At 64.5% G+C, this 24,326-nt stretch carries 25 protein-coding genes; 17 read left to right on the top strand and 8 right to left on the bottom strand.

Going from position 1 to position 24,326, the window contains the following annotated elements; all coding sequences use genetic code 11:
- Nucleotides 1–17 precede the first annotated feature (17 nt).
- From ureC to ureG, 6 genes are all read left to right on the top strand, one after another.
- Nucleotides 18–1,733 carry an urease subunit alpha gene (gene ureC / locus CK489_RS04170; protein WP_095731394.1) on the top strand — a complete coding sequence of 572 codons (1,716 nt, stop codon included), beginning with the start codon at nucleotides 18–20 and terminating at the stop codon, nucleotides 1,731–1,733.
- A gap of 48 nt (nucleotides 1,734–1,781) precedes the next feature.
- Complete coding sequence (locus tag CK489_RS04165; protein ID WP_095731393.1) at nucleotides 1,782–2,081, top strand: putative quinol monooxygenase; 300 nt, start codon at nucleotides 1,782–1,784, stop codon at nucleotides 2,079–2,081.
- A 26-nt stretch (nucleotides 2,082–2,107) separates the two neighbouring features.
- Nucleotides 2,108–2,407: a putative quinol monooxygenase gene (locus CK489_RS04160; protein ID WP_050628287.1), complete on the top strand. Its 300-nt coding sequence runs from the start codon at nucleotides 2,108–2,110 to the stop codon at nucleotides 2,405–2,407.
- Between the two features lie 7 nt (nucleotides 2,408–2,414).
- Entirely contained in the window at nucleotides 2,415–3,032 is a 618-nt protein-coding gene (locus CK489_RS04155; protein WP_095731392.1) for an urease accessory protein UreE, read from the top strand.
- Nucleotides 3,013–3,750: an urease accessory protein UreF gene (locus tag CK489_RS04150; protein ID WP_095731391.1), complete on the top strand. Its 738-nt coding sequence runs from the start codon at nucleotides 3,013–3,015 to the stop codon at nucleotides 3,748–3,750. The genes CK489_RS04155 and CK489_RS04150 overlap by 20 nt, the downstream gene beginning before the upstream one ends.
- Nucleotides 3,751–3,909: 159 nt before the next feature.
- Nucleotides 3,910–4,557, top strand: coding sequence for an urease accessory protein UreG (gene ureG, locus CK489_RS04145; protein ID WP_050628290.1), 648 nt, complete (start codon nucleotides 3,910–3,912; stop codon nucleotides 4,555–4,557).
- A gap of 133 nt (nucleotides 4,558–4,690) precedes the next feature.
- Here the strand turns inward: ureG and CK489_RS41225 are convergent, their stop codons facing one another.
- Nucleotides 4,691–4,864, bottom strand: coding sequence for a hypothetical protein (locus CK489_RS41225; RefSeq protein ID WP_157860911.1), 174 nt, complete (start codon nucleotides 4,862–4,864; stop codon nucleotides 4,691–4,693).
- A 110-nt stretch (nucleotides 4,865–4,974) separates the two neighbouring features.
- Here CK489_RS41225 and CK489_RS04140 point away from each other — a divergent pair, with 110 nt between their 5' ends.
- Nucleotides 4,975–6,636, top strand: a complete 1,662-nt coding sequence (locus CK489_RS04140) for a CHASE domain-containing protein (protein WP_095731390.1) — start codon at nucleotides 4,975–4,977, stop codon at nucleotides 6,634–6,636.
- Between the two features lie 187 nt (nucleotides 6,637–6,823).
- Nucleotides 6,824–7,852 (top strand): cytochrome-c peroxidase, encoded by a 1,029-nt coding sequence (locus CK489_RS04135; protein WP_050628292.1) that lies wholly within the window; start codon nucleotides 6,824–6,826, stop codon nucleotides 7,850–7,852.
- Nucleotides 7,853–7,880: 28 nt separating this feature from the next.
- On the opposite strand, the gene CK489_RS41220 is transcribed toward CK489_RS04135, so the two are convergent.
- Nucleotides 7,881–8,042, bottom strand: a complete 162-nt coding sequence (locus tag CK489_RS41220; protein WP_158226406.1) for a hypothetical protein — start codon at nucleotides 8,040–8,042, stop codon at nucleotides 7,881–7,883.
- 237 nt (nucleotides 8,043–8,279) lie between these two features.
- Here CK489_RS41220 and CK489_RS04130 point away from each other — a divergent pair, with 237 nt between their 5' ends.
- Nucleotides 8,280–9,335 (top strand): hypothetical protein, encoded by a 1,056-nt coding sequence (locus tag CK489_RS04130; protein ID WP_245350250.1) that lies wholly within the window; start codon nucleotides 8,280–8,282, stop codon nucleotides 9,333–9,335.
- Between the two features lie 12 nt (nucleotides 9,336–9,347).
- Here CK489_RS04130 and CK489_RS04125 read toward each other — a convergent pair whose 3' ends face one another.
- Entirely contained in the window at nucleotides 9,348–9,713 is a 366-nt protein-coding gene (locus CK489_RS04125; RefSeq protein ID WP_095731388.1) for a methylamine utilization protein, read from the bottom strand.
- A gap of 219 nt (nucleotides 9,714–9,932) precedes the next feature.
- Here CK489_RS04125 and CK489_RS04120 point away from each other — a divergent pair, with 219 nt between their 5' ends.
- Nucleotides 9,933–12,842 carry an EAL domain-containing protein gene (locus tag CK489_RS04120; protein WP_095731387.1) on the top strand — a complete coding sequence of 970 codons (2,910 nt, stop codon included), beginning with the start codon at nucleotides 9,933–9,935 and terminating at the stop codon, nucleotides 12,840–12,842.
- 114 nt (nucleotides 12,843–12,956) lie between these two features.
- On the opposite strand, the gene CK489_RS04115 is transcribed toward CK489_RS04120, so the two are convergent.
- On the bottom strand, nucleotides 12,957–13,505 hold the full coding sequence (locus CK489_RS04115) for a sigma-70 family RNA polymerase sigma factor (protein WP_024581885.1): 549 nt from the start codon (nucleotides 13,503–13,505) through the stop codon (nucleotides 12,957–12,959).
- Nucleotides 13,505–13,708 (bottom strand): NepR family anti-sigma factor, encoded by a 204-nt coding sequence (locus CK489_RS04110; RefSeq protein ID WP_018269610.1) that lies wholly within the window; start codon nucleotides 13,706–13,708, stop codon nucleotides 13,505–13,507. Before CK489_RS04110 ends, CK489_RS04115 begins: the two co-directional genes overlap by 1 nt.
- Before the next feature lie 296 nt (nucleotides 13,709–14,004).
- On the opposite strand from CK489_RS04110, the gene CK489_RS04105 reads away from it, so the two are divergent.
- Both CK489_RS04105 and CK489_RS04100 read left to right on the top strand, forming a co-directional pair.
- The gene (locus tag CK489_RS04105) at nucleotides 14,005–14,817 is read left to right on the top strand and encodes a response regulator (RefSeq protein WP_016847263.1); all 813 of its coding nucleotides are present in this window, start codon (nucleotides 14,005–14,007) and stop codon (nucleotides 14,815–14,817) included.
- A gap of 158 nt (nucleotides 14,818–14,975) precedes the next feature.
- Nucleotides 14,976–19,073 carry an ATP-binding protein gene (locus CK489_RS04100; RefSeq protein WP_245350249.1) on the top strand — a complete coding sequence of 1,366 codons (4,098 nt, stop codon included), beginning with the start codon at nucleotides 14,976–14,978 and terminating at the stop codon, nucleotides 19,071–19,073.
- Between the two features lie 23 nt (nucleotides 19,074–19,096).
- Here the strand turns inward: CK489_RS04100 and CK489_RS04095 are convergent, their stop codons facing one another.
- Complete coding sequence (locus CK489_RS04095) at nucleotides 19,097–20,308, bottom strand: cytochrome P450 (RefSeq protein ID WP_095731386.1); 1,212 nt, start codon at nucleotides 20,306–20,308, stop codon at nucleotides 19,097–19,099.
- A 116-nt stretch (nucleotides 20,309–20,424) separates the two neighbouring features.
- Between CK489_RS04095 and CK489_RS04090 the strand changes: the two genes are divergently transcribed.
- The 3 genes from CK489_RS04090 to CK489_RS04080 all read left to right on the top strand — a co-directional run bounded on the left by CK489_RS04090 (nucleotide 20,425) and on the right by CK489_RS04080 (nucleotide 22,963).
- On the top strand, nucleotides 20,425–21,150 hold the full coding sequence (locus CK489_RS04090; RefSeq protein ID WP_050628296.1) for a TetR/AcrR family transcriptional regulator: 726 nt from the start codon (nucleotides 20,425–20,427) through the stop codon (nucleotides 21,148–21,150).
- A gap of 64 nt (nucleotides 21,151–21,214) precedes the next feature.
- The gene (locus CK489_RS04085; RefSeq protein WP_095731385.1) at nucleotides 21,215–22,096 is read left to right on the top strand and encodes a DMT family transporter; all 882 of its coding nucleotides are present in this window, start codon (nucleotides 21,215–21,217) and stop codon (nucleotides 22,094–22,096) included.
- A 726-nt stretch (nucleotides 22,097–22,822) separates the two neighbouring features.
- Entirely contained in the window at nucleotides 22,823–22,963 is a 141-nt protein-coding gene (locus tag CK489_RS04080; protein ID WP_245350248.1) for a hypothetical protein, read from the top strand.
- 22 nt (nucleotides 22,964–22,985) lie between these two features.
- Here CK489_RS04080 and CK489_RS04075 read toward each other — a convergent pair whose 3' ends face one another.
- On the bottom strand, nucleotides 22,986–23,231 hold the full coding sequence (locus CK489_RS04075; protein ID WP_050628298.1) for a hypothetical protein: 246 nt from the start codon (nucleotides 23,229–23,231) through the stop codon (nucleotides 22,986–22,988).
- A 178-nt stretch (nucleotides 23,232–23,409) separates the two neighbouring features.
- On the opposite strand from CK489_RS04075, the gene CK489_RS41660 reads away from it, so the two are divergent.
- The gene (locus CK489_RS41660; RefSeq protein ID WP_167350151.1) at nucleotides 23,410–23,586 is read left to right on the top strand and encodes a hypothetical protein; all 177 of its coding nucleotides are present in this window, start codon (nucleotides 23,410–23,412) and stop codon (nucleotides 23,584–23,586) included.
- Nucleotides 23,552–23,746: a hypothetical protein gene (locus CK489_RS40570; protein WP_128089531.1), complete on the top strand. Its 195-nt coding sequence runs from the start codon at nucleotides 23,552–23,554 to the stop codon at nucleotides 23,744–23,746. Before CK489_RS41660 ends, CK489_RS40570 begins: the two co-directional genes overlap by 35 nt.
- Nucleotides 23,747–23,778: 32 nt before the next feature.
- Here CK489_RS40570 and CK489_RS04070 read toward each other — a convergent pair whose 3' ends face one another.
- Nucleotides 23,779–24,210 (bottom strand): energy transducer TonB family protein, encoded by a 432-nt coding sequence (locus tag CK489_RS04070; RefSeq protein WP_095731384.1) that lies wholly within the window; start codon nucleotides 24,208–24,210, stop codon nucleotides 23,779–23,781.
- Nucleotides 24,211–24,326 lie beyond the last annotated feature (116 nt).

Below are 24,326 nucleotides of genomic sequence, written 5' to 3'. Positions count from 1 at the left end.
ACACAAACGGGGCTGACATGTCCGTGAAGATCAAGCGTTCCGTCTATGCCGACATGTTCGGCCCCACCACCGGCGACAGGGTGCGGCTCGCCGACACCGATCTGATCATCGAGGTCGAGAAGGATCTCACCACCTATGGCGAGGAGGTGAAGTTCGGTGGCGGCAAGGTGATCCGCGACGGTATGGGGCAGTCGCAGGTGACCAACGCGCAGGGCGCGGCCGATACCGTCATCACCAATGCGCTGATCGTCGATCACTGGGGCATCGTGAAGGCCGACGTCGCGATCAAGGGGGGCATGATCGCGGCGATCGGCAAGGCGGGCAATCCCGACATCCAGCCCAACGTCACCATCGTGATCGGCCCCGGCACCGATGTGATCGCGGGCGAGGGCAAGATCCTCACCGCCGGCGGATTCGACAGCCACATCCATTTCATCTGCCCGCAGCAGATCGAGCATGCGCTGATGTCCGGCGTCACCTCGATGCTGGGCGGCGGCACCGGCCCGTCGCACGGTACCTTCGCCACCACCTGCACGCCCGGCCCGTGGCACATGGGGCGGATGATCCAGTCGTTCGACGCCTTCCCGGTCAATCTCGGCATCTCCGGCAAGGGCAATGCGTCGCGTCCGGCGGCGCTGGTCGAGATGATCAAGGGCGGCGCCTGCGCGCTGAAGCTGCACGAGGATTGGGGCACCACGCCGTCCGCGATCGACACCTGTCTTTCGGTGGCCGACGATTACGACGTCCAGGTGATGCTGCATTCGGACACGCTGAACGAGTCCGGCTTCGTCGAGGACACCGTGAAGGCGTTCAAGGGACGCACCATCCACGCCTTCCATACCGAAGGCGCCGGCGGTGGTCATGCGCCAGACATCATCAAGATCGCCGGCTTGAAGAACGTGCTGCCGTCGTCGACCAATCCGACCCGGCCGTTCACCCGCAACACCATCGACGAGCATCTCGACATGCTGATGGTGTGCCATCACCTCGATCCGTCGATCGCCGAAGACCTCGCCTTCGCCGAGAGCCGGATCCGCAAGGAGACCATCGCCGCCGAAGACATCCTGCACGATCTCGGCGCGCTCTCGATGATGTCGTCGGACTCGCAAGCGATGGGCCGGCTCGGCGAAGTCATCATCCGCACCTGGCAGACCGCCGATAAGATGAAGAAGCAGCGTGGGGCCTTGCCGCAGGACAAGGGCAACGACAACGACAATTTCCGCGTCAAGCGCTACATCGCCAAATACACCATCAATCCCGCGATCGCGCATGGCGTGTCGAAGCTGATCGGTTCGGTTGAGAAGGGCAAGATGGCGGACCTCGTGCTGTGGTCGCCGGCATTCTTCGGCGTCAAGCCGGATTGCATCATCAAGGCCGGTTCGATCGTGGCGGCGCCGATGGGCGATCCCAATGCCTCGATCCCGACACCGCAGCCGGTGCATTACCAGCCGATGTTCGCCGCGTTCGGCAAGTCGCTCACCGCCTCGTCGGTGGTGTTCACCTCGAAGGCCGCGGTGACCGGCGGCCTCGCCCGCAAGCTCGGTATCAGCAAGAAGCTCTACGCGGTGCAGAACACCCGCGGCAAGATCTCCAAGAAGAGCATGATCCACAACGACGCGACGCCCGAGATCGAGGTCGATCCCGAGACCTATGAGGTACGCGCAGACGGCGAGCTCCTGACCTGCGCGCCGGCCGAGGTGCTACCCATGGCACAGCGCTACTTTATGTTCTAAAACCACCCCCGGTAACTTACCTAGAAAAGAAAACCGGGAGGAATTTCCGTGATTTACGTCGTTGCTACGCTGACCATCAAGCCCGAGACCCGCGCCGAATTCATCGCCGCGGCGACGGCCTGCATCAAGGAAACCCGCAAGGAGCCCGGCAACATCGCCTACGACCTCCATGAGAGCGTCACCGACCACAGCAAGATGGTGTTCGTCGAGCAGTGGGAGAATGCCGACGCGCTGGTGCCGCACCGTACCGCCGAGCACATGAAGACGTTCGGCCGGGTCGCGGTGAAGTGCATGGCCGCGCCGCCGAAGATCGAGGTGATCACGCCCGAGAAGGTCGACATCCGCTAAAACAAGAACAAGAACGGAGCAACATCATGATCTATGTCATCGCGACCACCCCGATGAAGCCGGAAAACAAGGACGACTTCATCAGGGGACACAAGGCGTGCATCGCCGAGACCCACAAGGAGAAGGGCTGCCTCTCCTATGAGGGCCATGTCAGCGTCAACGATCCCAATCTGTATGTGGTGGTGGAGCGCTGGGAAACCCGCGACGACCTGACCGCGCACAGCAAGGCGCCGCACATGAAGGTGTGGCGCGAATATTCCGCCGACATGAAGACCGGCCCGACGGTGATCGAGATCATCAGCGACGGCAAGGTTCAGAAGCTCTGAGGCATCGATGATCCGCGCAACCAAGGTCCTGGGACAGCATCGCTTCAAGGAAGCGGCGGCCGACACCGTCGTGCTCGATTTCGACGACCGGCACCGGCGGCGGATGGCGATGACCGGGACGCGCGGGCTCGAATTCCTGCTCGACCTCGAAAACGCTATCGCGTTGCGCGGTGGCGATGCGCTGGTGCTGGAGGACGGCCGCCTGGTCGAGGTGGTCGCAGCTCCGGAGCCGCTCGCTGAAATCCGCGGCAGCGATCCGCATCACCTGATCCGGGTCGCCTGGCATCTCGGCAACCGTCATCTGCCGACGCAGATCATGCCGAAGGGCCTGCGCATCCGCAGGGATCACGTGATCGAGGCGATGGTGAAGGGGCTAGGGGCCCGCGTCATCGAGATCGAGGCGCCGTTCGATCCCGAAGGGGGCGCCTATGCCGAGCATGCGCACGCCGACGCGCACGCGCATGGTCACACCGGGCACGATCATGCCCACAGCCATGCGCATGACCATGGTCATCACCACGGCCATGATCATGATCACGGGCATGAGCACGATCACCATCATGATGAGCATTGTGAGCACGCTCATCATCACCACGACCACTCCCATGCTCATGACCACAAATGAGCCCGATCCCGCCGCGATGCGCGGCGGGATGGCGGAGGACGAGGCGGCGGCGCTGTACCGGCTGCTGACGTGGCTGTCGCCCTCCTTTCCGGTCGGCGCGTTCGCCTACTCCAGCGGCATCGAATGGGCGGTCGAGGCCGGTGACATCACCGATGCCGCCTCGCTGCGCGACTGGCTCGCCGCGATGCTCAGCGACGGCAGCGGATTTTGCGACGCCGTGTTTCTCGCGCAAAGTTTTCGCGCGGCGGCGGAGCAAGACTACGCCGGGCTGAAGGAGATCGCCGAGCTCGCCGCGGCCTTCGTGCCCTCGCGCGAGCGGCAGCTCGAGACCACGACGCAGGGGCGCGCCTTCATCGAGATCGCCCGCGCTGCCTGGAATTCGCCCGGGCTCGACGCCATGATTGCGGCCTGCGACGGGCCGATCGTCTATCCCATCGCGGTCGGAATCGTCAGCGCTGCACACGGCATCCGGCTGGCGCCGTCGCTGCATGCCTTCCTGCATGCCGTGGTTTCGAACTGGATCTCGGCAGGCAGCCGGCTGATCCCGCTCGGGCAGACCGACAGCCAGCGCGTGCTGGCCGATCTCGAGCCGGTCGTCGCCGCGACTGCGGCGCGGGCCGATGCGGCCTCGTTCGACGATCTCGGCAGCGCGACCTTTCGGGCCGATCTCGCCAGCCTGCGTCACGAGACACAGTACACGAGGCTGTTCCGGTCATGATCTGCCACACCATCCACGCGTCGTCCCCGCGAAAGCGGGGACCCATAACCACAGGCCTTCGTGGTTATGCACGGCTGTGGCCCCAGCGTGTCGCAACAGTTGAATTCGGTGGTTATGGGTCCCTGCTTCCGCAGGGACGACGATAGCGGAGGCACTGACATGCCCACTTCTCACGGCCCACTCCGCGTCGGCGTCGGCGGTCCGGTCGGCTCCGGCAAGACCGCGCTGATGGACCTGCTCTGCAAATCGATGCGCGAGCGCTACGACATCGCTGCGATCACCAACGACATCTACACCAAATGGGATGCCGAGTTTCTGGTACGCTCCGGCTCGCTGACGCCGGATCGCATCGCCGGCGTCGAGACCGGCGGCTGCCCGCACACTGCGATCCGCGAGGACGCCTCGATGAACCTCGCCGCGGTCGCCGACATGCGCGCAAAATTCCCCGACCTCGATCTGGTCCTGATCGAATCCGGCGGTGACAATCTGGCGGCGACCTTCTCGCCGGAATTGGCCGATCTCACGATCTACGTCATCGACGTCGCCGCCGGCGACAAGATCCCCTCCAAGGGCGGTCCCGGCATCACGCGATCCGACCTCCTCGTGATCAACAAGATCGACCTCGCGCCCCATGTCGGTGCGTCGCTCGAGAAGATGGACACCGACGCCAGACGGATGCGCGGCGAGCGGCCCTTCGTGATGACCAACCTGAAGAAGAGCGACGGCCTCGATCGCATCATCAGCTTCATCGAGACCAAGGGCGGCCTTCGGTCGCAGGGCACCGGCAAGGCGGCCAAGAAGAGGTAGCGCGTTAATCATTGTGGCATCCCCCAAGTGCCGGTCCCGTCATCCTGAGGTGTGAGCCTCTTTGGCGAGCCTCGAAGGATGAATCGGCCACCAGCCGGGCCGTTCATCCTTCGAGACGCCGCTTCGCGGCTCCTCAGGATGACGGGATAGCCGCTTGCAGGATCGCGGCCGCCGCAAAAAAGCTGCGCAATCGCCGGAACAAATTCCAACTTTGACGATTAGCAACCTTTGGCGCCGCCAAAGACCGCCGGGTGGCGTCGTCGTTAATGTTGCCGACCGGCTCCTGTTGCGTACCGATGATCGCCATTCCATATTGCTTTGCGGCTGGCGTTCATCGCTCCCTGATTTGTCGCCGCCCCCGCAGAAGCCAGATGCCTACCGTCCCCTTTCGCCACCCCCTGATTGCCGAGTAAGCGTGTGGTTCGACTGGGCTTCATCGTTGCGCTGATTGCACTGATCGGAGTTCTGCTCTCCGGTCTTGCCGCCTATCGGGTGCACGATCAGGAGCTTGCGATCGACGGCATCGCGCTGGCGCGGGCGATCGACGTCCATGCCAGCCTGGTGCAGGACCGCCTGACCGAGCGCGAGCTGCTGGCCCGGGTGGCCTCGGGGCTGTTCCGGACGCCGTCGATGGTCAAAGCCAACATGCTGCAGCCGCTGCGCTCGGCGATCTATGCCTTCAAGACCGATTTCGTCGTCGCCGCCTGGATCGCGCGGCTCAAGCCGAACGAGCTCGCCGCAGCGGAGGCCGAGCTGAAGGCCAACGGCTTCACCAATCCGACCATCCGCGATTTCGACGACCAGGCGCTCGACCTCAAGGCGCTCGACAAGCCGATCAACGTGCTGATGGACGTCGAGCCGCGCAATCCGGAGACCCTGAGCATCCCGGGCCGGGCCTTCGACCGTCACTCGGTGGTTGGTCCGATGCTGGCGCGGGCGATGGCGAGCGGCAAGCCGGTGGCCTCGGACCCGGTGCCGCTGCTGCGCCAGAACGGCCCGGTCGGCGTCGTGCTCGCCGCGCCGGTGTTCCAGGAGGGCGCGTCCGAGCCGGCCGGCTTCATCACCTTCTCGTATGAATTGTCGGCGCTGATGCTGACCAACGACGATTCCTCTCTGTTCGCGGTGGCGTTGAAGGACCCGCGCGATTCCAACGACGAGTTCACCGCCAACGAGCAGGGTATCGTCACTTCGCGCGCGGTGCGCCAGGATGGCCCGATGCCGTCGATGGTTCGCACGGTGACGTTCGGCGGCCGTGACTGGTCCCTCGACTACTACGCCAAGAGCAATGCGACGGTGCGTGCACAGCAGACCGCGACCATCGTCGCGGCGATCGGGCTCGCGCTGACCGGCATCGTCTGCGGCCTGTTCGGCTATGTCGCCTACAACAATTTGCGGCTCAGCCGCGAGATCGAGGTCCGGATCGGCTTCGAGCGCCGGCTGACTGCGGTCATCGACGAGCTCAATCACCGGGTCAAGAACATCCTCGCGGTGATCCAGTCGATTGTCACCCGCACGCTGCGGCACGGCGCCGACATCGACGTCGCGCGCGAACTCCTGATCGGACGCATCCACGCGATGTCGAATGTCGTCACGCTGCTCAGCGAGAGCCAGTGGCAGGGCGTCAAGCTGAAAGGCCTGTTCGAAGCCCGCGCGATTCCGCATGCCGACCGGATCGCGGTGAACGGTCCCGACATCACCGTCAGCGCCCGCGCCGCGCAATCGCTGTCGCTGCTGTTCTTCGAGCTCGCCTCGCACTCCGACGAGGGGTTGTCGCTGGTGGGCAAGCATCCGCACATCGTCGCCAATTGGGAAGTGGTCGGCGAGGATGCCGACGCGGTCTTCCATTTCCGCTGGGAGGAGTTCAACACCAGCCAGGCGACGCGGCGCGCCGACAGCGATTTCGGCCTGATTCTGCTCGACCGTGTCGCGCCCGAGGCGCTCGGCGGCACCGCAAAGCGCTACTTCACCGACGTCTCCTATGTCTACGAACTCACCGCGCCGATGGACACTGTGGTCGACATGACCGAGCGCGACCGCACCGAGCAATTCTCCGCGCCGGTCCGTCCGGCGAAAAAATAGCGCCGCCGCAGCCGCCACAGGTTGTGCCGATCGATCGCTGCGCGGATAGATCGACATCAGGCGTGCGGCACGACGCCAGCCTCATCTGTGACAACGTCGCACATCCGTAGTTGCCCGCAACCGAGCGTTAAAACTTCGTTGAACATGCTTGGGCATATACCGAGCAGGATATCGTCTGAGGACCCCGATGAGGCTTTGGGTCAGCCTGACCTTGCTCGCGGCAGTTTTGCCGGTGGGGCTGTCGCTTGCGTTGACCCCGGCGACGGCGCCGCGCGACCCTGCCGTTGTCCGGGCCAGCTATCGTCGGCCGGACGTCGTGCCGTTCCCGAGCAGCAATCCCTATTCCGAGGCGAAGTCCGCGCTCGGCCAGATGCTGTTCTTCGATCCGTTGCTGTCGCGGTCCAAGACGCATGCCTGCGCGAGTTGTCACAAGCCGAGCCTGTCATGGGCCGACGGCCTTCCGCGCGCCATCGGCGAGGATCCGAAGGGCCTGCCGATCCGCTCGCCGACGCTGATCGACGTGGCCTTCTTCGAGCCGCTCGGATGGGACGGCAAGTTCAAGGATCTCGAATCCGTTGCGTTCGGGCCGATCCTCAGTCCGATGAACCTGAACATGACCGAGGCGGAGTTGATCGCGCGGCTTTCGGCAATACCGGGCTATGTCGATGCATTCGCCCACGCGTTCGGCGACGGCGCGATCACGCGGCCGCGGATCGAGCAGTCGCTGGCGACCTTCGAGCGCTCCATCGTTGCCGGCGAGGCGCCGTTCGACCGCTGGATCAAGGGTGACGAGAGCGCGATCAGCGCATCGGCCAAGCAGGGCTTCGCGCTCTTCAACGGCAAGGGACGCTGCTCGTCCTGCCACAGCGGCCCGTCCTTCTCCGACGGATCGTTTCAGGATATCGGCACCGCCAAGGGCCATGACATCGGGCGCGGCCGCTTCTTTCCGACCTCGGCGAAGCTGAAATACGCGTTCAAGACCCCGACGCTGCGCGACGTCGCGCGCCGTGCGCCCTACATGCACGACGGGTCGGTCGCGACGCTGGAAGATGTCATCGAGCTGTACAACAAGGGCGGGATCGAGCGGCCGAGCCGGTCGCCCGACATCAAGCCGTTGTCTCTGACGGCAGGCGAGAAGAAGGACCTGATCGCCTTCCTGCAAACCTTGACCGCCACCGCCCCGCCGGTAGCCGGGGTTCCCAAGCTGCCGCGCTGACCGCCGCAGAGGGTTTGGAACCGGCTGGTCAGGCCAGGTGCGGCAGTGCGGCCCCGAGAAGGCCGAGCCCGACGATCAGGAGCGCGCCCGCGCAGGTCTCCAGCGTCGCCGCGCGCGCGGCGGATGGCTTTGTCAGGTAGGCGAGGGCCGACCCCACCCCGATACTCACGACACTCAACACTCCGAACATGTAACCGGCCTCCCGATCCGATCTGTCCGGGTTTCACTACGACAGTTGAATTGAGCCCCCGTGCCGGAATTAGCTAAAATTCGATGGAACCGGCCGGAAAACCCGGCACGAAGGGACGGGCCGGGGCCTGCCTGCCGCAATTAACCACAATGCAACCAGCGGCTGTCATGGGCAGGCGCAAAGCCTAAAATTTGATATAAGTTAAACAAGTCCTTAAGTGTGTGGGCGGTTGATTCAATGTTTAGTGGGCAGGAGCGAAATGCCGGCTCGGCTGTGCGCTCCTATTTCGCCACGTGCTTTGCAGCGGTTGTATTTTGCGTCACAGCCGCGCGCAGTGCCGAGGCACATGTCAAATGGTTCTGTGCCTACGATGTTGCCGGTCAGCCCCGGGGACTCGAGAATGTTCTTTGCCTCGACTTTGAACTGCTGCTCGGCATCGCCGTCTTCTGGCTGTTCGCGGGCTGCGTGATCGAGCCCACCTCGCTGGGTGATGCGACGATCCGGGTGCTGGACCGCGTCACCGAGCAACTGCGGCTGCGCACCGAGTTGATGATGCGCGCGGTTGCCGGGTTCTTCTTCATCTCGATCTGGGCGGTCGGCGGCATCCTGCTGACGCCCGAGTTGAAGACGACGTCACCCTTCGTGGGCGCGTTGCAGCTCGGCATCGCCGCCGGCATGCTGTCGCGGCGCACGCTGCCATTGTCGGCCGCGGGGATGGCGATCCTGTTCGGGATCGGTGTCCGCGACTACGGCATTTTCCATCTCGCCGACTACCCGATTTTTCTCGGCGTTGCCGCCTATTTTGCGCTGATCGGGTTGAACAAGGACCTGTTCGGCATCCGGCCGATCGACGTGATGCGGTACGCCGCGGCCATCACGTTGATGTGGGCCTCGATCGAGAAATGGGCCTATCCGGAGTGGAGCTTCCCGCTGCTGATCGAACACGCCTCGATGACCCTCGGCTTCGACAATGAGTTCTACATGCGCGCCGCCGGCATGGTGGAATTCACGCTCGCCTTCGCCCTGATCTGGACGCCGCTGATCCGGCGCTGTGCTGCGGCCGTGCTGACGGGGATGTTCATCAGCGCCTGCTTCGAGTTCGGCAAGATCGACACGATCGGACACTCAGCGATCATCGCCGTGCTGATTGCGATCCTCGCCGACAACAAGGTGCTGCCGCGCGATCATCGCGCGGCATGGCTGGCCCCGGTCGCGTTGTGCGCCGCGCTGTCGCTGACCTTGTTCGTCTATTATTTCGGCCACGCCGCGCTGTTCAAGACCTCGGTCCTGTAGAGCGTCGTTGCGCTATTTGGCGACGTGGACGGCGAGCTTCATCTTCGGATGAATGCCGCACAGCACGGTGTAGTCGCCGGGCACGGAAAAAGTGACGTCGAACTTGCTGCCCGGCTGCTGGTCGCCGGAGTCGAAGCTGAACGCGTCGGTGCTCAAATAAGCGTGATGCAGCAGCTCGCCATCATCGTTAATGAACCGTAAAATCTCGCCGCGCCTGATCGAGATCTCGGCGGGCTTGAATTCACGATCTTTCTGCGAAATGACATAAGGACTTGCGCCCAAAGCTGCTCCGGCCAGCGCTCCGGTGACGATCGCAGCCGCAAATGGCACGCGGCCGAACCGGCCCAGGCGCACAGCGCGCAACCAGCCTGACTGCATGAGACCCCCGCTTGAACCTCGAATGCCCGACATCGGCACCCCCAGCGTGCAAGTGATGCCCCAGGAATACCTGTAACGGTGATTATCGCCGGCTGATCTTAACGATTTCAGCATCAGTTCCGGTCACTACTAAGGCAATTTTGAGCAGACAGTCATTTTTCCGCAGCGCTGCGCGTTTCTGCGTAGCTTGAACATCGAGCACTACGGCGAAACGCGGGTATGGATAGCCTATTAGGCAACCTCAGGACGAAGACCGGTGCAGCCATTCGGTTCGCGACCGGCCGCCTGTCACGTCTTGCCCTGACCAAGGGTTCGATCCGCACCCAGATCCTGATCTTCTGTCTGGCGATGAGCGCCGTTGCCGTCGCGCTCGGCGGATATTCCATCCTCGGCATCCGCCACGCCGGCGATCTCGTGGCCAAGACGTTCGACGAATCCCTGATGTCGATCAATTACGCCCGCGCCGCCGGTGCGGACTTCGCCTCGATGCGGGTCGCGTCGTCGCAGCGCCTCTTGACCACCGATCCGGAGATCCGCGCCAGCCTCGACAGCCAGATCGAGAAGCTCGCGAAGACGCTCTCGGAGGATCTGACGATCGCAGCCGACCGCTCGCAGTCCACGCGGGCCGCGCAAGCCGCGGCAAAGGTTCAGGAAGCCGCCGACGCCTGGATGGCGCTGCATCGCCGCGCGATCGGAACGTCGCCCGATGGACAGCCGGCGGCCGATCCGCAGGCATCGGGGACGACGGTCGGTGATGTCGATCGCTATTCCAAGATCGTCAGCCAGCAGGTCGAACTGCTGGTCAACTACACGGCGGGCGACGGCTTTCTGTTCCGGCAAAAGGCGCTGTCGACGATCAAGCGCGACCTGCAGCTCAATGTCGCCGGGCTCACGGTTGCGCTGTTCCTGTCGGCGCTGTTCTCGTGGCTCCTGGCGCGCCGCATCATCGGCCCGGTCGCGATTGCCTCGCGGGCCGCGCGCAGCATCGCCGGCGGCGACCTCGACGCGACCGTTCCCAAGGGCGGCACCGACGAACTGGGCACGCTGCTGACCGCCATGGAAACCATGCGCGACAACATCAGGCGGATGGTCGATCAGGAGGTGTCGCAACGCCGCTCCGCGCAGGCGCGGCTGTCCGATGCGCTCGAGACGTCGCGCGAGGGCGTCGTGCTGCTCGATGCGGACGGCGAGATCGCGCTGGCCAATTCGCGCGCCAGCGAATTCATCCGTCTCTCGCCGCAGCTTCTGCAGTCGGATCGGATCGATGCTCCGAGCCTTGCGCCGGCCGACGCCGGCATCGATGGCTTTGCCAGCGAAGCGCAGCTTTCGGACGGACGCTGGCTGCGCGTCAGCCGCAGCGAGACCCAGGAGGGCGGTGTCGTCCTGGTCTACAGCGACATCTCCGCGCTGAAGCAGCAGAAGGCGGAGCTGCATGAGACCAATCTGCGGCTCGACGCGGCGCTTACCCACATGTCGCAGGGGCTGTGCCTTTACAACAGCGAGGCGCGGCTGCAGGTCGCCAACCGCCGGTTCTGCGAAATCTTCGATATTTCGCCGGAGCTGGTCGTTCCCGGAATGACCATGGAAGACGTGCTCGGCCTCAGCGTCGCCGCCGGCAATCATGGCGAGCGGACCGTCGCCGACCTGCTGACCGAACGCGAGCGATCGATGGCCCAGCACGAGGGCAACTATCTGCAGCATCTCAGCGATGGGCGGATCATCGCCATCGCGCAGCGGCCGACGTCCGACGGCGGCTGGCTGGTCACCTGCGAGGATGTCACCGAACAGCAGCGGGCCGAGTCCCAGATCGCGTTCATGGCGCGGCACGATGCCCTGACCAAGTTGCCGAACCGGACCTTGCTGGCGGAGCGGATCGAGCTCGCGGTCGCGCAGGTCGGCCGCGGATCCGGCTTTGCGGTGTTCTGCCTCGACCTCGACAATTTCAAGCAGGTCAACGATACGCTCGGACATCCGGTCGGCGATGAACTGCTGTGCGCAGTCGCGGACCGGCTCAACGCCTGCGTCCGCGAGGTCGATACCGTTGCCCGTTTGGGCGGCGACGAGTTCGCGGTCATCCAGTGCGGTGTCCAGGGCGGCGAGGAGGCCGAGCGTCTGGCCCGCCGCATCGTGGAATGCGTCGGCGCGCCCTATGAACTGAACGGGCATCGCGTCGTGGTCGGTTGCAGCGTCGGCATCTCGATGTCGCCGGGCGACGGCACCACCGGCGAGAAGCTGCTCAAGAACGCCGACGTCGCCCTGTATCGCGCCAAGATGGAAGGCCGCGGCACCTGGCGCTTCTTCGAGCCTGCGATGGACGCCAGCCTGCAGCGGCGCCGGGCGATCGAGCTCGACCTTCGCGAGGCGATGGTCAAGGACGAGTTCTCGTTGTTCTACCAGCCGCTCTACGATCTCCATCTCGACCGCATCTGCGGCTTCGAGGCGCTGCTGCGCTGGCATCATCCGAAGCGCGGATTGGTGCCGCCGGACCAGTTCATTCCGATCGCGGAAGAGATCGGCCTGATCGGTCCGCTGGGCGAATGGGTGCTCGACCGCGCCTGCGAGCAGGCCGTCACCTGGCCGAGCGAGATGAAGCTCGCGGTCAACGTCTCCGCGGTGCAGTTCCGTGATCCCGACTTTACCGACGTCGTCGTCGACGCGCTCGCGGCGTCGAAATTGTCGCCGCGCCGGCTGGAGCTCGAGATCACCGAATCCGTCTTCCTCGCGAACAGCAGCGAGACGCTTGCAACGCTGCACAAGCTGAAGGCGCAGGGGGTGCGCATCGCGCTCGACGATTTCGGCACCGGCTACTCGTCGCTGAGCTATCTGCGCAGTTTCCCGTTCGACAAGCTCAAGATCGACAAATCCTTCGTACGCGACGCGACCGCGACGCATGGATCGAAATCGATCGTGCGCGCGGTCATCAGCCTCGGCAGGAGCCTCGGCATGACCACGATCGCCGAAGGCATCGAGACCGTCGAGCAGCTGGACCACATGCGGGCCGAAGGCTGCAACGAGGCCCAGGGCTTCCTGTTCAGTCATCCGGTCCCCGTGACCGAGATCGCCGCCAAGATCCTCGAATTGAGGAGCGGCTTCAAGCCGACCGCCGTCAAGAAGGCGATGGCGGGCTAGACCCAAGCATCAAAGCGGTGCGGGCGTAGATCGGTCGCTTCGGGCGACCTGCTTTTCCATGCAAAAAGGGCGGCCATCCGAGGGCCGCCCTTTCGCGTTCAGTGATGGCTTCGCCTATCCGCCATTGCCGCCGATCACGGCGCGCACGGTGTTGTCGGGACCGAAATCCTCGGCGCTGTCGACATAGAGCAGCGCGGAGAGCTTCGAACGCGCGCGGTTGACGCGGCTCTTGATGGTGCCGACCGCGCAGCCGCAGATCGCCGCGGCATCCTCGTAGGAGAAGCCGGAGGCACCCACCAGGATCAGCGCCTCGCGCTGGTCCTGCGGCAGCTTTTCGAGCGCCGTGCGGAATTCCTCGAACTCCAGATGCGCGGCCTGCGACGGCTGGCTCTTCAGCGTCTTGGCATAATTGCCCTCGGCGTCCTCGACCTCGCGCCGCCGCTTCCGGTAGTCGGAGCGAAACAGGTTGCGCAGGATGGTGAACAGCCACGCGGGAAGGTTGGAGCCGGGCTGGAACGAGTCGATGTTGGCGATCGCCCGCAACAGGGTCTCCTGCACCAGATCGTCGGCGCGGTCACCATTACCGGACAGCGAGATCGCGAACGCGCGCAGGCTCGGGACCGACGCAAGGATGTCGTCGCGAAGTTCATTCGTGAGAGGCATTAGTCCCCTCCATTGTTCTTGTCGGTATCGCCCCCGGCCACGGCCGCCGCGGCAGCCTCGGGCCCGTCGAGTTTGCGGATCAGCTCCGCAAAGCGGTCGGGCACCCCCTGCCGCACCACATCGTCGTACATGGCGCGCAGCTGGTGGCCGATTCTCGATTGAATCTCGGCGTTGAGACCGCCCTGCTTCTTTACTTCCTTCATGATCTGATCCACGCTTCCCCGGGAGTTAAGTCTCTGATTTCCAAGATGTTTCCTCGAAAAAAGAGGCTGGCCGCGTTGCCTCGTCGGTCAGGAGCTAATGCAAAGTTGCGCAGAAAGTTCCGGAAGGCTGGAACTATTTCGTGGAACTTTTTCGGCTTTCGCGCGTAATCGGGCATGCAGGGGAACCGGGGTCGCCCCAGAAACTGGACTCTCGGAGCCGGATTCTGTCGTCCCCAGAGACGGGTTTCAGGCCGCAGGGCCAACAACCCAGGCCTAAGAACAAGGATGGAGTGGGAATGTCCCGATCGCAGATCGTTGCCGAACATCTTCCGTTGCTGCGCCGCTACGCTCGCGCACTGACCGGAAACCAGGCGTCGGGGGACGCCTATGTCGGGGCCATGCTCGAGGCCCTGTTGCAGGACGGATCATTGCTGGACCAGACGCACGGCCCGCGCGCCGGCCTGTTCCGGCTATTCACCCAGATCTGGAATTCGGTGTCGGTGAACAACAACGACAATGCCGACGTGGCGACGCTGTCGCTGCCGCCGGAGCGCCGACTCTCCAACATCACGCCGCTGCCGCGGCAGGCCTTCCTGCTGCTGTCGCTGGAAGGCTTCTCGGAGGAGGAGGTCGGCTACATTCTCGGCACCGATATCGCCGAGACGCGCAAGCTGACCGATGCCGCCGGCCGCGAGATGGCTGCCGAGATCGCCACCGACGTCCTGATCATCGAGGACGAAACCTTCATCGCCATGGATCTCGAGAGCCTGGTGAAGAATCTCGGCCATAACGTCATCGGTGTCGCGCGCACGCATTCCGACGCGGTGGCGCTCGCCAAGAACAAGAAGCCCGGCCTGATCCTCGCCGACATCCAGCTCGCCGACGGCTCGTCGGGCCTCGATGCGGTGAACGAGCTGCTGCGGACCTTCGAGGTGCCGGTGGTGTTCATCACCGCCTATCCCGAGCGCTTCCTGACCGGCGAGCGGCCGGAGCCGGCGTTCCTGATCTCGAAGCCGTTCCAGCCGGCGATGGTATCGGCGGTGGCGAGCCAGGCGCTGTTCTTCCAGCGCAACTCGCGCAACCGCACGCCGCGCGCGGCGTCGGCATGACCTGAGTTTACGCAAGCGGGCAAAATGCAGACCGGCGTACCGAAAGGTACGCCGGTTTTTTTGCGAGCCGATGCTCGGGACGAACAGCTTGTCCGCCTAGGAACCGGCATTGTCAGACCGAGTTTATTTTTCATTGTTCGGGCTTGGCGGGAGCCGTTGTGTCGAGATTGCAAACTCAGGCGACATTGCGTGGCGAGGCCACCGAACGTCTTTTCATCGGCAGCAGCGAGCTTGCCGGACTCAGCAAGGACCTTGACTGGACTGCGACCTCGATCGGTCCACCCGAGGCGTGGCCGGACAGCCTGAAGACCGCGGTTCGCATCATGCTGACCTCGCAACAGCCGATCTGGATCGGCTGGGGTGACGATCTGACCTTCCTCTACAACGATCCCTACAAGTCGATCATCGGCGGCAAGCATCCGCATGCGCTCGGGCAGCCGACCCGCGTGGTCTGGCGCGAGATCTGGAATGACATCGCGCCGCTGCTCACCAAGGCGATGAGCGGCAGCGAGGGCACCTATGTCGAGGCCCAGCTCCTGATCATGGAGCGCAACGGCTTTCCCGAGGAGACCTACTACACATTCTCCTACAGCCCGATCCCGGACGCCGATGGTTTGCCTGCGGGGATCTTCTGCGCCAATACCGATGACACACAGCGCGTGATCAGCGAGCGGCAGTTGTCGCTGCTGCGGGAGCTTGCCAGTCGCGCGGCTGATGCGAGAAGCGTGAGCGAGGCTTGCGAACGCAGCGCTGCGGCGCTGGCGACCGACCCACAGGACCTGCCATTTGCGATGATCTATCTGATCGAGCCGCAAGAGCAGGCGGCGCGATTGGCCGCGGTGAGCGGCATCGATCGGCACCATGTCGGGGTGAAGCCATCGCTCACGCTCGATGGCGGCGAGGTATGGCCGATTGCCGAAGCGCAGGCGAGCCGCGACGGCGTTCTGATCAAAGACCTGAAGAGCCTGTTTGGCCTCGATTTTCCGTCCGGCGGCTGGCGCCAGGCGCCGGAGCAGGGGGTTGTGCTCCCGATTCTCGCTGCCGGCGACACGCTCGCGGGCTTCCTGATCGCAGGCCTCAATCCTTTCCGCCTTTACGACGAGCGCTATGCAAGTTTTCTCGGTCTTGCGTCGGCGCAGATCGCGGCCGCGATCGGCAATGCTCAGGCCTACGAGGAGGAACGCCGGCGGGCCGAAGCGCTGGCCGAGATCGATCGCGCCAAGACCACCTTCTTCTCCAATGTCAGCCACGAGTTCCGCACGCCGCTCACCTTGATGCTGAGTCCGCTCGAGGAGGTCCTGTCCCAGGCAGACGACCATCTTCCGCCGCAGCAGCGCTCGTTGCTCGATATCGCGCACCGGAACGGTCAACGCCTGTTGAAGTTGGTCAATACGCTGCTCGATTTCGCGCGGATCGAGGCGGGCCGGGTAACGGCCACCTACGAACCGCTCGACCTCGTCGCGCTGACGTCCGACCTCGCGTCGAGTTTCCGTTCAACCGTCGAGAAAGCCGGCTTGGGTTTGACGATCGAGACCGAGCCGCTGCCACAGCAGGTCCATGTCGATCGCGACATGTGGGAGAAGATCGTCCTCAACCTGCTCTCCAACGCATTCAAGTTCACGTTCGACGGTGGGATTGCTGTCTCCATCAAGGCCTCGTGCGACGGCGCTGCGGCCGAGATTGCGGTGCGTGACACGGGGACCGGCATTCCGCCGTCCGCGCTGTCGCACATCTTCGACCGGTTTCAGCGGGTCGAGGGCGCGCGGGGCCGCTCGTTCGAGGGAAGCGGTATCGGCCTCGCGCTGGTGCGCGAGCTCGTGAAGCAGCATGGCGGGCAGATTCGGGTCGACAGCGAGGTCGATCGCGGGACCACCTTCACGATCACGCTGCCGTTTGGAACGGAGCATCTCCCCGCCGACCAGATCAGCGCGGGCAGCTTGGCCGCACAGAGCAGTGTTCGCGCACAAGCCTATCTCGACGAAGCGATGGGATGGCTGGAGGGCGGCGACGCCGACGATCGGCCGGATCCCTCGTCGTCGGAGGACCTCGGGTTCGCGACGCAGGAGATCGCGGGACGGCGGCAACGCATCCTGCTCGCCGACGACAATGCAGACATGCGCGAATATGTGCGTCGCCTGCTTGCGCCGCTGTACGACGTCGAGGCGGTTGAAGACGGCCAGGCCGCGCTGGAGGCGGCGTGGCGGCGTCGGCCCGATCTGGTGTTGAGCGACATCATGATGCCGCGCCTCGATGGCATCAGCCTTCTCAATGCACTCCGTTCCGACGAGGACCTGAAAGGCCTGCCCGTGATCTTCCTATCGGCGCGCGCCGGCGAAGAGGCGAAAGTCGAAGGCTTGCAGATCGGCGCCGACGATTATCTCGTCAAGCCCTTCAGCGCGCGGGAGCTGCTCGCGCGCGTCGCGGCCAACCTTGAACTGTCGGCCACCCGCTCGGAGCGCGCCGTGCGGCTCGAGGAAGAGGCCCACGTCCTCGAACTGCTCAACAAGGTCGGCAGCGCAGTCGCGGGCGAGCTCAATCTTGATCGCGCCGTTCAGATCGTTACCGATGCCGCGACCGAACTGACCGGCGCTGCGTTCGGTTCGTTCTTCTACAACGTGATCAACGACAAGGGCGAGAGCTACATGCTCTACACCCTGTCCGGCGCGCCGCGCGAGGCGTTCTCGCGATTCCCGATGCCGCGCAATACCGCGGTGTTCGCGCCGACCTTCAACGGCGACGGGATCGTGCGGTCCGACGATATCCTGAAGGATCCGCGCTACGGCAAGAGCGATCCGCATTACGGGATGCCGAAAGGACATCTGCCGGTGCGCAGCTATCTGGCGGCGCCCGTGGTGTCGCGCTCCGGCGAAGTGCTGGGTGGTCTGTTCTTCGGTCACCCGGATCCCGGCATATTCGGCGACCGCGCAGAGCGGCTGATCGCCGGCATCGCCGCGCAGGCGGCGACCGCGATCGATACCGCGCGGCTGTTCCAGGCCGCGGAGCGTGAGGTCGCCGAGCGGCGCCGCGCCGAAGCCGCCTTGCAGGTCCTCAACACGACGCTGGAGCAGCGCGTCGTGGAAGAGGTCCAGGAGCGTACCAAGGCGGAGGAGCAACTGCGGCAGATCCAGAAGATGGAGGCCGTTGGCCAGCTGACCGGCGGCATCGCTCACGACTTCAACAACATGCTGGCGGTAATCATCGCCGGCCTCAATCTGATCCAGCGCAAGCTCGCCAAGGGAGAAAGCGACGTAGAGCGCTTTGTCGAGGCCGCGGTCGACGGCGCGCAGCGTGCCGCGGGCCTCACCCAGCGTCTGCTCGCCTTCTCCCGCCAGCAGCCGCTCGCGCCGGTCACGCTCGACGGCAACAAGATGATATCAGGTATGGCCGAGCTGCTCGCGCGCACGCTTGGCGAGACCATCAGCCTCGAAACCGTGCTGGCCGCGGGACTGTGGCGGGTGCGTGCCGATTCCGGACAGCTCGAGAATGCCATTCTCAACCTCTGCGTCAACGGCCGCGACGCGATGCCGGGCGGCGGCAAGCTTACGCTGGAGACCGCCAACAGCTATGTCGATGAGGCCGCGGCGAGGGTATACTCAATTCCGTCAGGTCAATACGTGATGATCGCGGTGGCCGATAACGGCTCCGGCATGAGCGAAGACGTCATCGCCAAGGCGTTCGATCCCTTCTTCACCACCAAGGGCGTCGGCAAGGGCACCGGCCTTGGCCTCAGCCAGGTCTATGGCTTCGTACGCCAGTCGGGCGGCCATGTGAAAATCTATTCGGAGGTTGGCGTCGGCACGACCGTCAAGATCTATCTGCCGCGGCACCTTGGCGAGGCCGGTCCGGACGTGGTCAGGCGTGTGCCGATCGCCTCTTATCGCGGGCGGAAGAACGAGGTCATCCTGGTGGTCGAGGATGAGGATCGCGTGCGCGGCGTTTCGGTCGAGGCGCTGCGAGAGCTCGGCTACACCGTGGTCAGTGCCGCCAGTCCCCGCGAAGCGCTGCAACTGCTCGATGGCGGGGTCTCGGTGGCGTTGCTGTTCACCGACGTGGTGATGCCCAGCATGTCCGGTCGCGAGCTCGCCGTGCAGGCTCGCGAGCGCATCCCGGGGCTCAAAGTGCTCTACACCACCGGTTACACCCGCAACGCCATCGTCCACAACGGCATCCTCGACCCCGGCACCAACCTGCTGCCGAAGCCGTTTTCGATCGACGAGCTGGCGACCAAGGTCCGCGGGGTGCTGGACGGGATCTAGCGATTGATCCCGTTCCTCCGCAATTACTTCGGCGTGACGTGGATCTGCATGGTGCTGAGTGCCCGCAGCCCCGAGCTGTCGCGGAAGGTGACCGGGCCTGCAATCTCGAACTGCTTCACGCGGCCAGCGAGCGCTGCGATCACGGCCTCGGCCTCCAGCCGCGCCACCATCTGTCCGACGCAGCCGTGGATGCCGACGCCGAAGCCCATATGCCCGGACAGCCGCCGCCTGATGTCGAACTGGTCGGCATGCTCCCAGCGCGTCTCGTCGCGGTTGGCGGAGGCGAGCAGCAGCAGCACCTTCTCATGCTTGCCGATCGCAACGCCCGCGATCTCGGTCTCATGCGGCGTGGTGCGGAAGACGAACGGCGCCGGCGAATCGAACCGCAACGTCTCGTCGAACGCCGCGCGCGACAGCGACGGATCGGCGGCGAGCAACCCCCATTGCTCGGGGTGCCGCGCCAGCGTGTACAGTGCCATGCCGATGGCGCTGATCGTGGTGTCGAGCCCGGCCGAGAGCAGCGAGCGCACCAAGAGCTGCGCTTCCTCGGCGCTGATCTCGCCGGTGTCGGCCGCCTCGAAGACCTCTGCGCCAAAGCTGCCCGGGCGCAGCGCCTCGCGCTGACAACGTGCCGCGACCCAGGGCAGCACCCGCGGTGCCTCCTGCATCAGGTTGCGGAAATAATCGTTCTCGGGTCCGAACCCGGCGAACACCATCGCGCCATAGGTCAGGAAGTTCTCGCGGCCCTCTTGGTCGATGCCGAGCGCGTCGGGGAATACGCTGACCGGAAACACCTCGGCGATGTCCTTGATGGCGTCGAATGATCCGCGTTCGATTAGCCCGTCAATCAGCGTTGCAGCCTTTGCCTTGAAGTCATCGGCAAGCCGCCGCATCGCGCCGGGCGACAGGATCCGCGCCAGCACCGCACGGGTCCGGGTGTGCAGCGGCGGATCGGCTTCCAGCACGATGCTCGGCGGCCGCCACGGCTTTTCCTTGAAGTGGTTCGCAAGCCCGGCGCCGCCGGCGTTGCTGAAATTGAAATGGTCTCCGAAGATCGTCTTGACTTCGGCAAAGCGCGGCACGGCCCAGATGTCGTAGCGCGTCAGGCGAACGACCGGCGCGGCGGCACGCAGCTTCGCGTAGGTGCCATACGGATCGGCCCGCGTCGCCGGGCTGAACGGATCGAAGTCACTGCGGACAATGTCGCCGGCAAGAGGGCTCACAGGGGCGCTCATTGCATCCTCCCGTCTTGTGATCAGTTAATTGACCATAGTCAATTAACTGGGATATGGCAAGGGGCAGGTTGCCATCCAGGCAGGCACACGGCATGGAGGCACCAAGGGAGACGGCCATGTCGATCGAGGAGCGGCCCGGCAAGGGTGCGCGGCGCTTTCAGCGCAGGGCGCGCCAGGAGGCGGACAAGGAGGCGCTGAAGGCGCTGATCCTGGAGACCGCGCGCAAGGAGTTCGCCGCCGGCACGCTCGAGACCGTCTCGATCCAGAAGATCGCCGACGCGATCGGCTATTCGAAGGGCACCGTCCTCAAATATTATCCGACCAAGCTGCTGCTGCTGCTTGCGGTGAAGCAGCAGAATCTCGAGGCGGTTGCCGCAGCGCTCGAACGGGTCCGCGCGCAGACCGCCGACAGCGATCTGCGGCTGCGGCGGGTGATGGAAACCTATCTCGACTACTGGGCCGACAATCCCGATCACTTCCGGTCGCTGTTCTCGATGTCCGGCTCGGTCGAGGACCGCCGGTTTCCGGACGGCGTCTATTTCGGCGAGACCGAGATCGCGCGCCGTAGCTACGAGCTGTTCGTGGTCTCGGTGCGGGAATTTCTCGCCGCACATGGCGCCGAGCCGGGGCCGGGCCTGCCGCAGCGGCTGGCGACCGCGCTGCTCGCGGCAACCCATGGCGTGGTCGCGCTGACGCTGGGCACGCCGACCATGAAACTGCCCGACATGCGCGGCACCGGCCGTCTCCTGATCGCAAGCCTGATCGATGCCTGGACCAGCAAGCTTGCCGCGGCGCGGAAAAGCGAGGGCTGGCCGCGGATTTCGACCGGCACCTTTGCCTGACAGGGCGATACGGCATGCGCGATGCGATGTGGAATCGTGGGTGTCCGCCTGCTAAGCGCGGCCGATGGACACGACGCAACGCGATCGAACAATCGGTTTCCTCTGCCTGGTGGTGACGGCGTTCGGCTGGGCGCTGAACTGGCCGCTGATGAAGCTGCTGCTGCAGCAATGGCCGCCGTTGTTCGCGCGCGGGCTCGCCGGCACCTGCGCGGCGGTGATCCTCGGCACGCTGGCGCTGGCCCGCGGCCAGTCGCTCGCGGTGCCGCGCGAGGCGATCCCGCGGCTGTTGTTCGCCTCCTTCACCAACGTCTTTGCCTGGATGGGCTTCGGCACCATCGCGATGAAGTTCGTCACGGTCGGCGAGGGCGCGCTGCTCGCCTACACCATGCCGATCTGGGCGATGCTGTTCGCCTGGCCGGTGCTGCACAGCCGCCCGACCTTGCGGGACCTGGCCGCGCTGGCGCTCGGCGTCGCCGGCGTTGCCCTCTTGCTCGGCGGAGGCGGCTTTGCGTTCAGCGCCGGCAAGCTCACCGGCATCGCGCTGGCGCTCGCCTGCGCCATCCTGTTCGCGCTGGGCAATGTGCTGAACCGCAAGCCACTGCCGATGCCGCCGCTCGCCGTGGTCGCCTGGCAGGTCGGCATCGGCTGCCTCGTCATGCTGCTGCTCGGCGTTTGCTTCGAGCATCCGAATTACACGGCGATCACCCCGCTCGGCCTCGGCTGCTTCGCCTACATGACGCTGATGCCGATGGGCATCTGCTATCTCACCTGGTTCGAGACGCTGCGCCGCCTGCCGCCGACCTCGGCGTCGACGGGGATGCTGCTGGTGCCTGTCATCGGCGTGGTGTCGGCGGCGATCATCCTCGGCGAGCCGCTGGGCCTGCGCGAGATCGGCGCCATGGCGCTGACGCTCGGCGGCGTGACGCTGGCGCTGCAACGAGCCTGAGGCCTTGGATGCCGTCCTGGCTATGACACTCGCTTCGGGGGATCAGGATACTCACCCCAATCAGGAAGAAGCGGCAATTCGTGATCGGCGTGTTTGCGATTGAACACGTCGGGTCACGCCTGGCAGCATAGGAAGCAATTGACCCCGGCGCTTTCCAGCTCGGGGTCTTTTCTTTGGTGCTCTCGGGAAATCCCTGCAAAAATTCGAGCGCGATTCACACATGTGATTTCTGGAACAGGCGCCCATCGCGAATCATCCCGGTCACTGGGCAGGGCTATTTCATTAAGATCAAAATACGAGCCCAGAAAGGGCCGTCAATTTTCGGCAAGCGGCGGTTCGGCGTGAGAATGGGACTACAGAACGGCCTCAGCTAGCGCCTGCTAGCTGGGGCCGTTTTTCATTTAGGAACGGGCGCGGCGCGCGCCGAGTTGTTCTTGCGTCCGGGTGCTGCACCTGCCGGGCAGTATCAGGACGATCAAAGTGCAACTGCGCGGCCTCAGCTTGTGCCCCCTCGCTGGGGCCGTCTCTTTGCGAGGCTCGGAGCTATTGCTTCGTCTCTTGCGAGGGGCCGACCCTGCCGAAGCTTTGATGAAATCAAAGTGGCTGTCGAGCACGCCGACTAGCAAGGGCACGCGCGGGTTTTCGGGAAGCCGGCGTCCGGTCGGGTACGGCGGCCGAAGGAACGGACATCGGCACATCGCGTTCTCCTGAAAAGGGAGCTTGGCCATGCGCAAGGCGATCGCGCGGCTTGATGCGGAGCAGAAGGCGCAGCTGCTCTATCTCGCGGATCTCGGTACGGCGATGTTCACCGCGGCGCTCGTGGTTTGCACGCTGAAGGCCGTCGTGGACCTCCTCGTCGGCGGTTGAACCGCCCCGTGACTGCGCGCCGTCACTTGTCGTTTGGCGCGTCCTCTCCCTGCGTGTGGCCTTCGGGCCCTCGATCGAACACCCCGTAATCGCTGGACTTCACCCCCGCCGCGGCATCGGTGCCGACGCTGGCCAGACCGAGCTTGAGCAGCTCGCGAACCGCCGCGGCACGGGTCGGCATGCGGTGCTTGAAGCGGAAATCATCGAGGGCAGCCAATTCCTCAGGCGACAACATCACTTGCAATCGTTCGGCACGCAGCTCGTTCATCGCAAAACACCCAAACTTAGCTGAATGAGTAATTTGCTAAACGAACCAATTTGTGTCCGGTTCCACCGGTTGAGACAAAAACGTCGATTGAGTAATTTTATCAAGCAAAATCAATAGCTTATTTAAAAATATGGGAACGATCCGGCGGCCTGTTTCGTTATGTTGCGGGAGTGATGCCATGACCAACAACGTCAAGCTTCCCCGCAAGCTATCCGAGGAGCCGAGCGCGCCGGAACCGCGGCGCCCGAGCCACGCTCGGGTCATCGATCAACTCGACCGCTGGGCCAATAGTCCCGGTCTGCAACCGCCAAGGATGGACGATGGAGAGGACGATTCGACGACGGAAGCGATCTGAGCCCCACACGTTCGAGCAGCGCCTCGAGGAACACCGCGTACGGCTTGAAAACCTGCTCGCTCAGTTGCCGCGCGGCGCCGAGCGCGAGCAGATCGCCGCGCGGATCGAGCAGCTGAAGACGGCGGTGGAGCTCAATGCGATGCTCTCGACGACCGCATAGACGGATAGCGGCCACGCCGTCCGGCGGGCCGCTTAGCATCCTCGGCAGACCGAATTCAGCTTTGCCTTGAGGGCGGGACTGTCCCAGGGTGCGACGGGATCGAAGGTAATCGGCAAGATAAACTGGAAGTCCTCGCCCGCCGTGTCCGCAGGGAATGGCGGGAACGGCTGGGCGCGCTCAACGATTGCCAATGCCTCTGCGTCTATCGCCGGGATGCCGGTGGCCTCGACCAGCCAACTCGACATGAGATGACCTGCGCGATCGATCCTGAAGCCGACTTTGGCGGTGCCTCGCTGCCCGGACGCCAGCGGAGGGGAACGCCGGGCCTGGAGCACACGGTTCGAAAAATCCTGTCTCCATGCGGCGGCTGAAGGGGAGAGTTTTGGGGCTGCGCTGTTCTTGGCGAGGGCGGGAGCTGTGGCAGCAAAGAGCAGCGCAATACAGACAACGAGCCATGGCAACATCGGGGAAGTCAGTCCACTTCGACAATCTGCAATCATTGTATTCGCGCGTCGGTTGATTGCAAAGCGCGTCGCTCGTCATGCGGCGGAGCTCCGTCAGGCAGTTGCCCGCGAAAACG

Source organism: Bradyrhizobium sp. UFLA03-84 (assembly GCF_002289535.1).
Lineage (GTDB): Bacteria > Pseudomonadota > Alphaproteobacteria > Rhizobiales > Xanthobacteraceae > Bradyrhizobium > Bradyrhizobium viridifuturi.
This window is presented reverse-complemented; position numbering and strand designations above follow the sequence as displayed.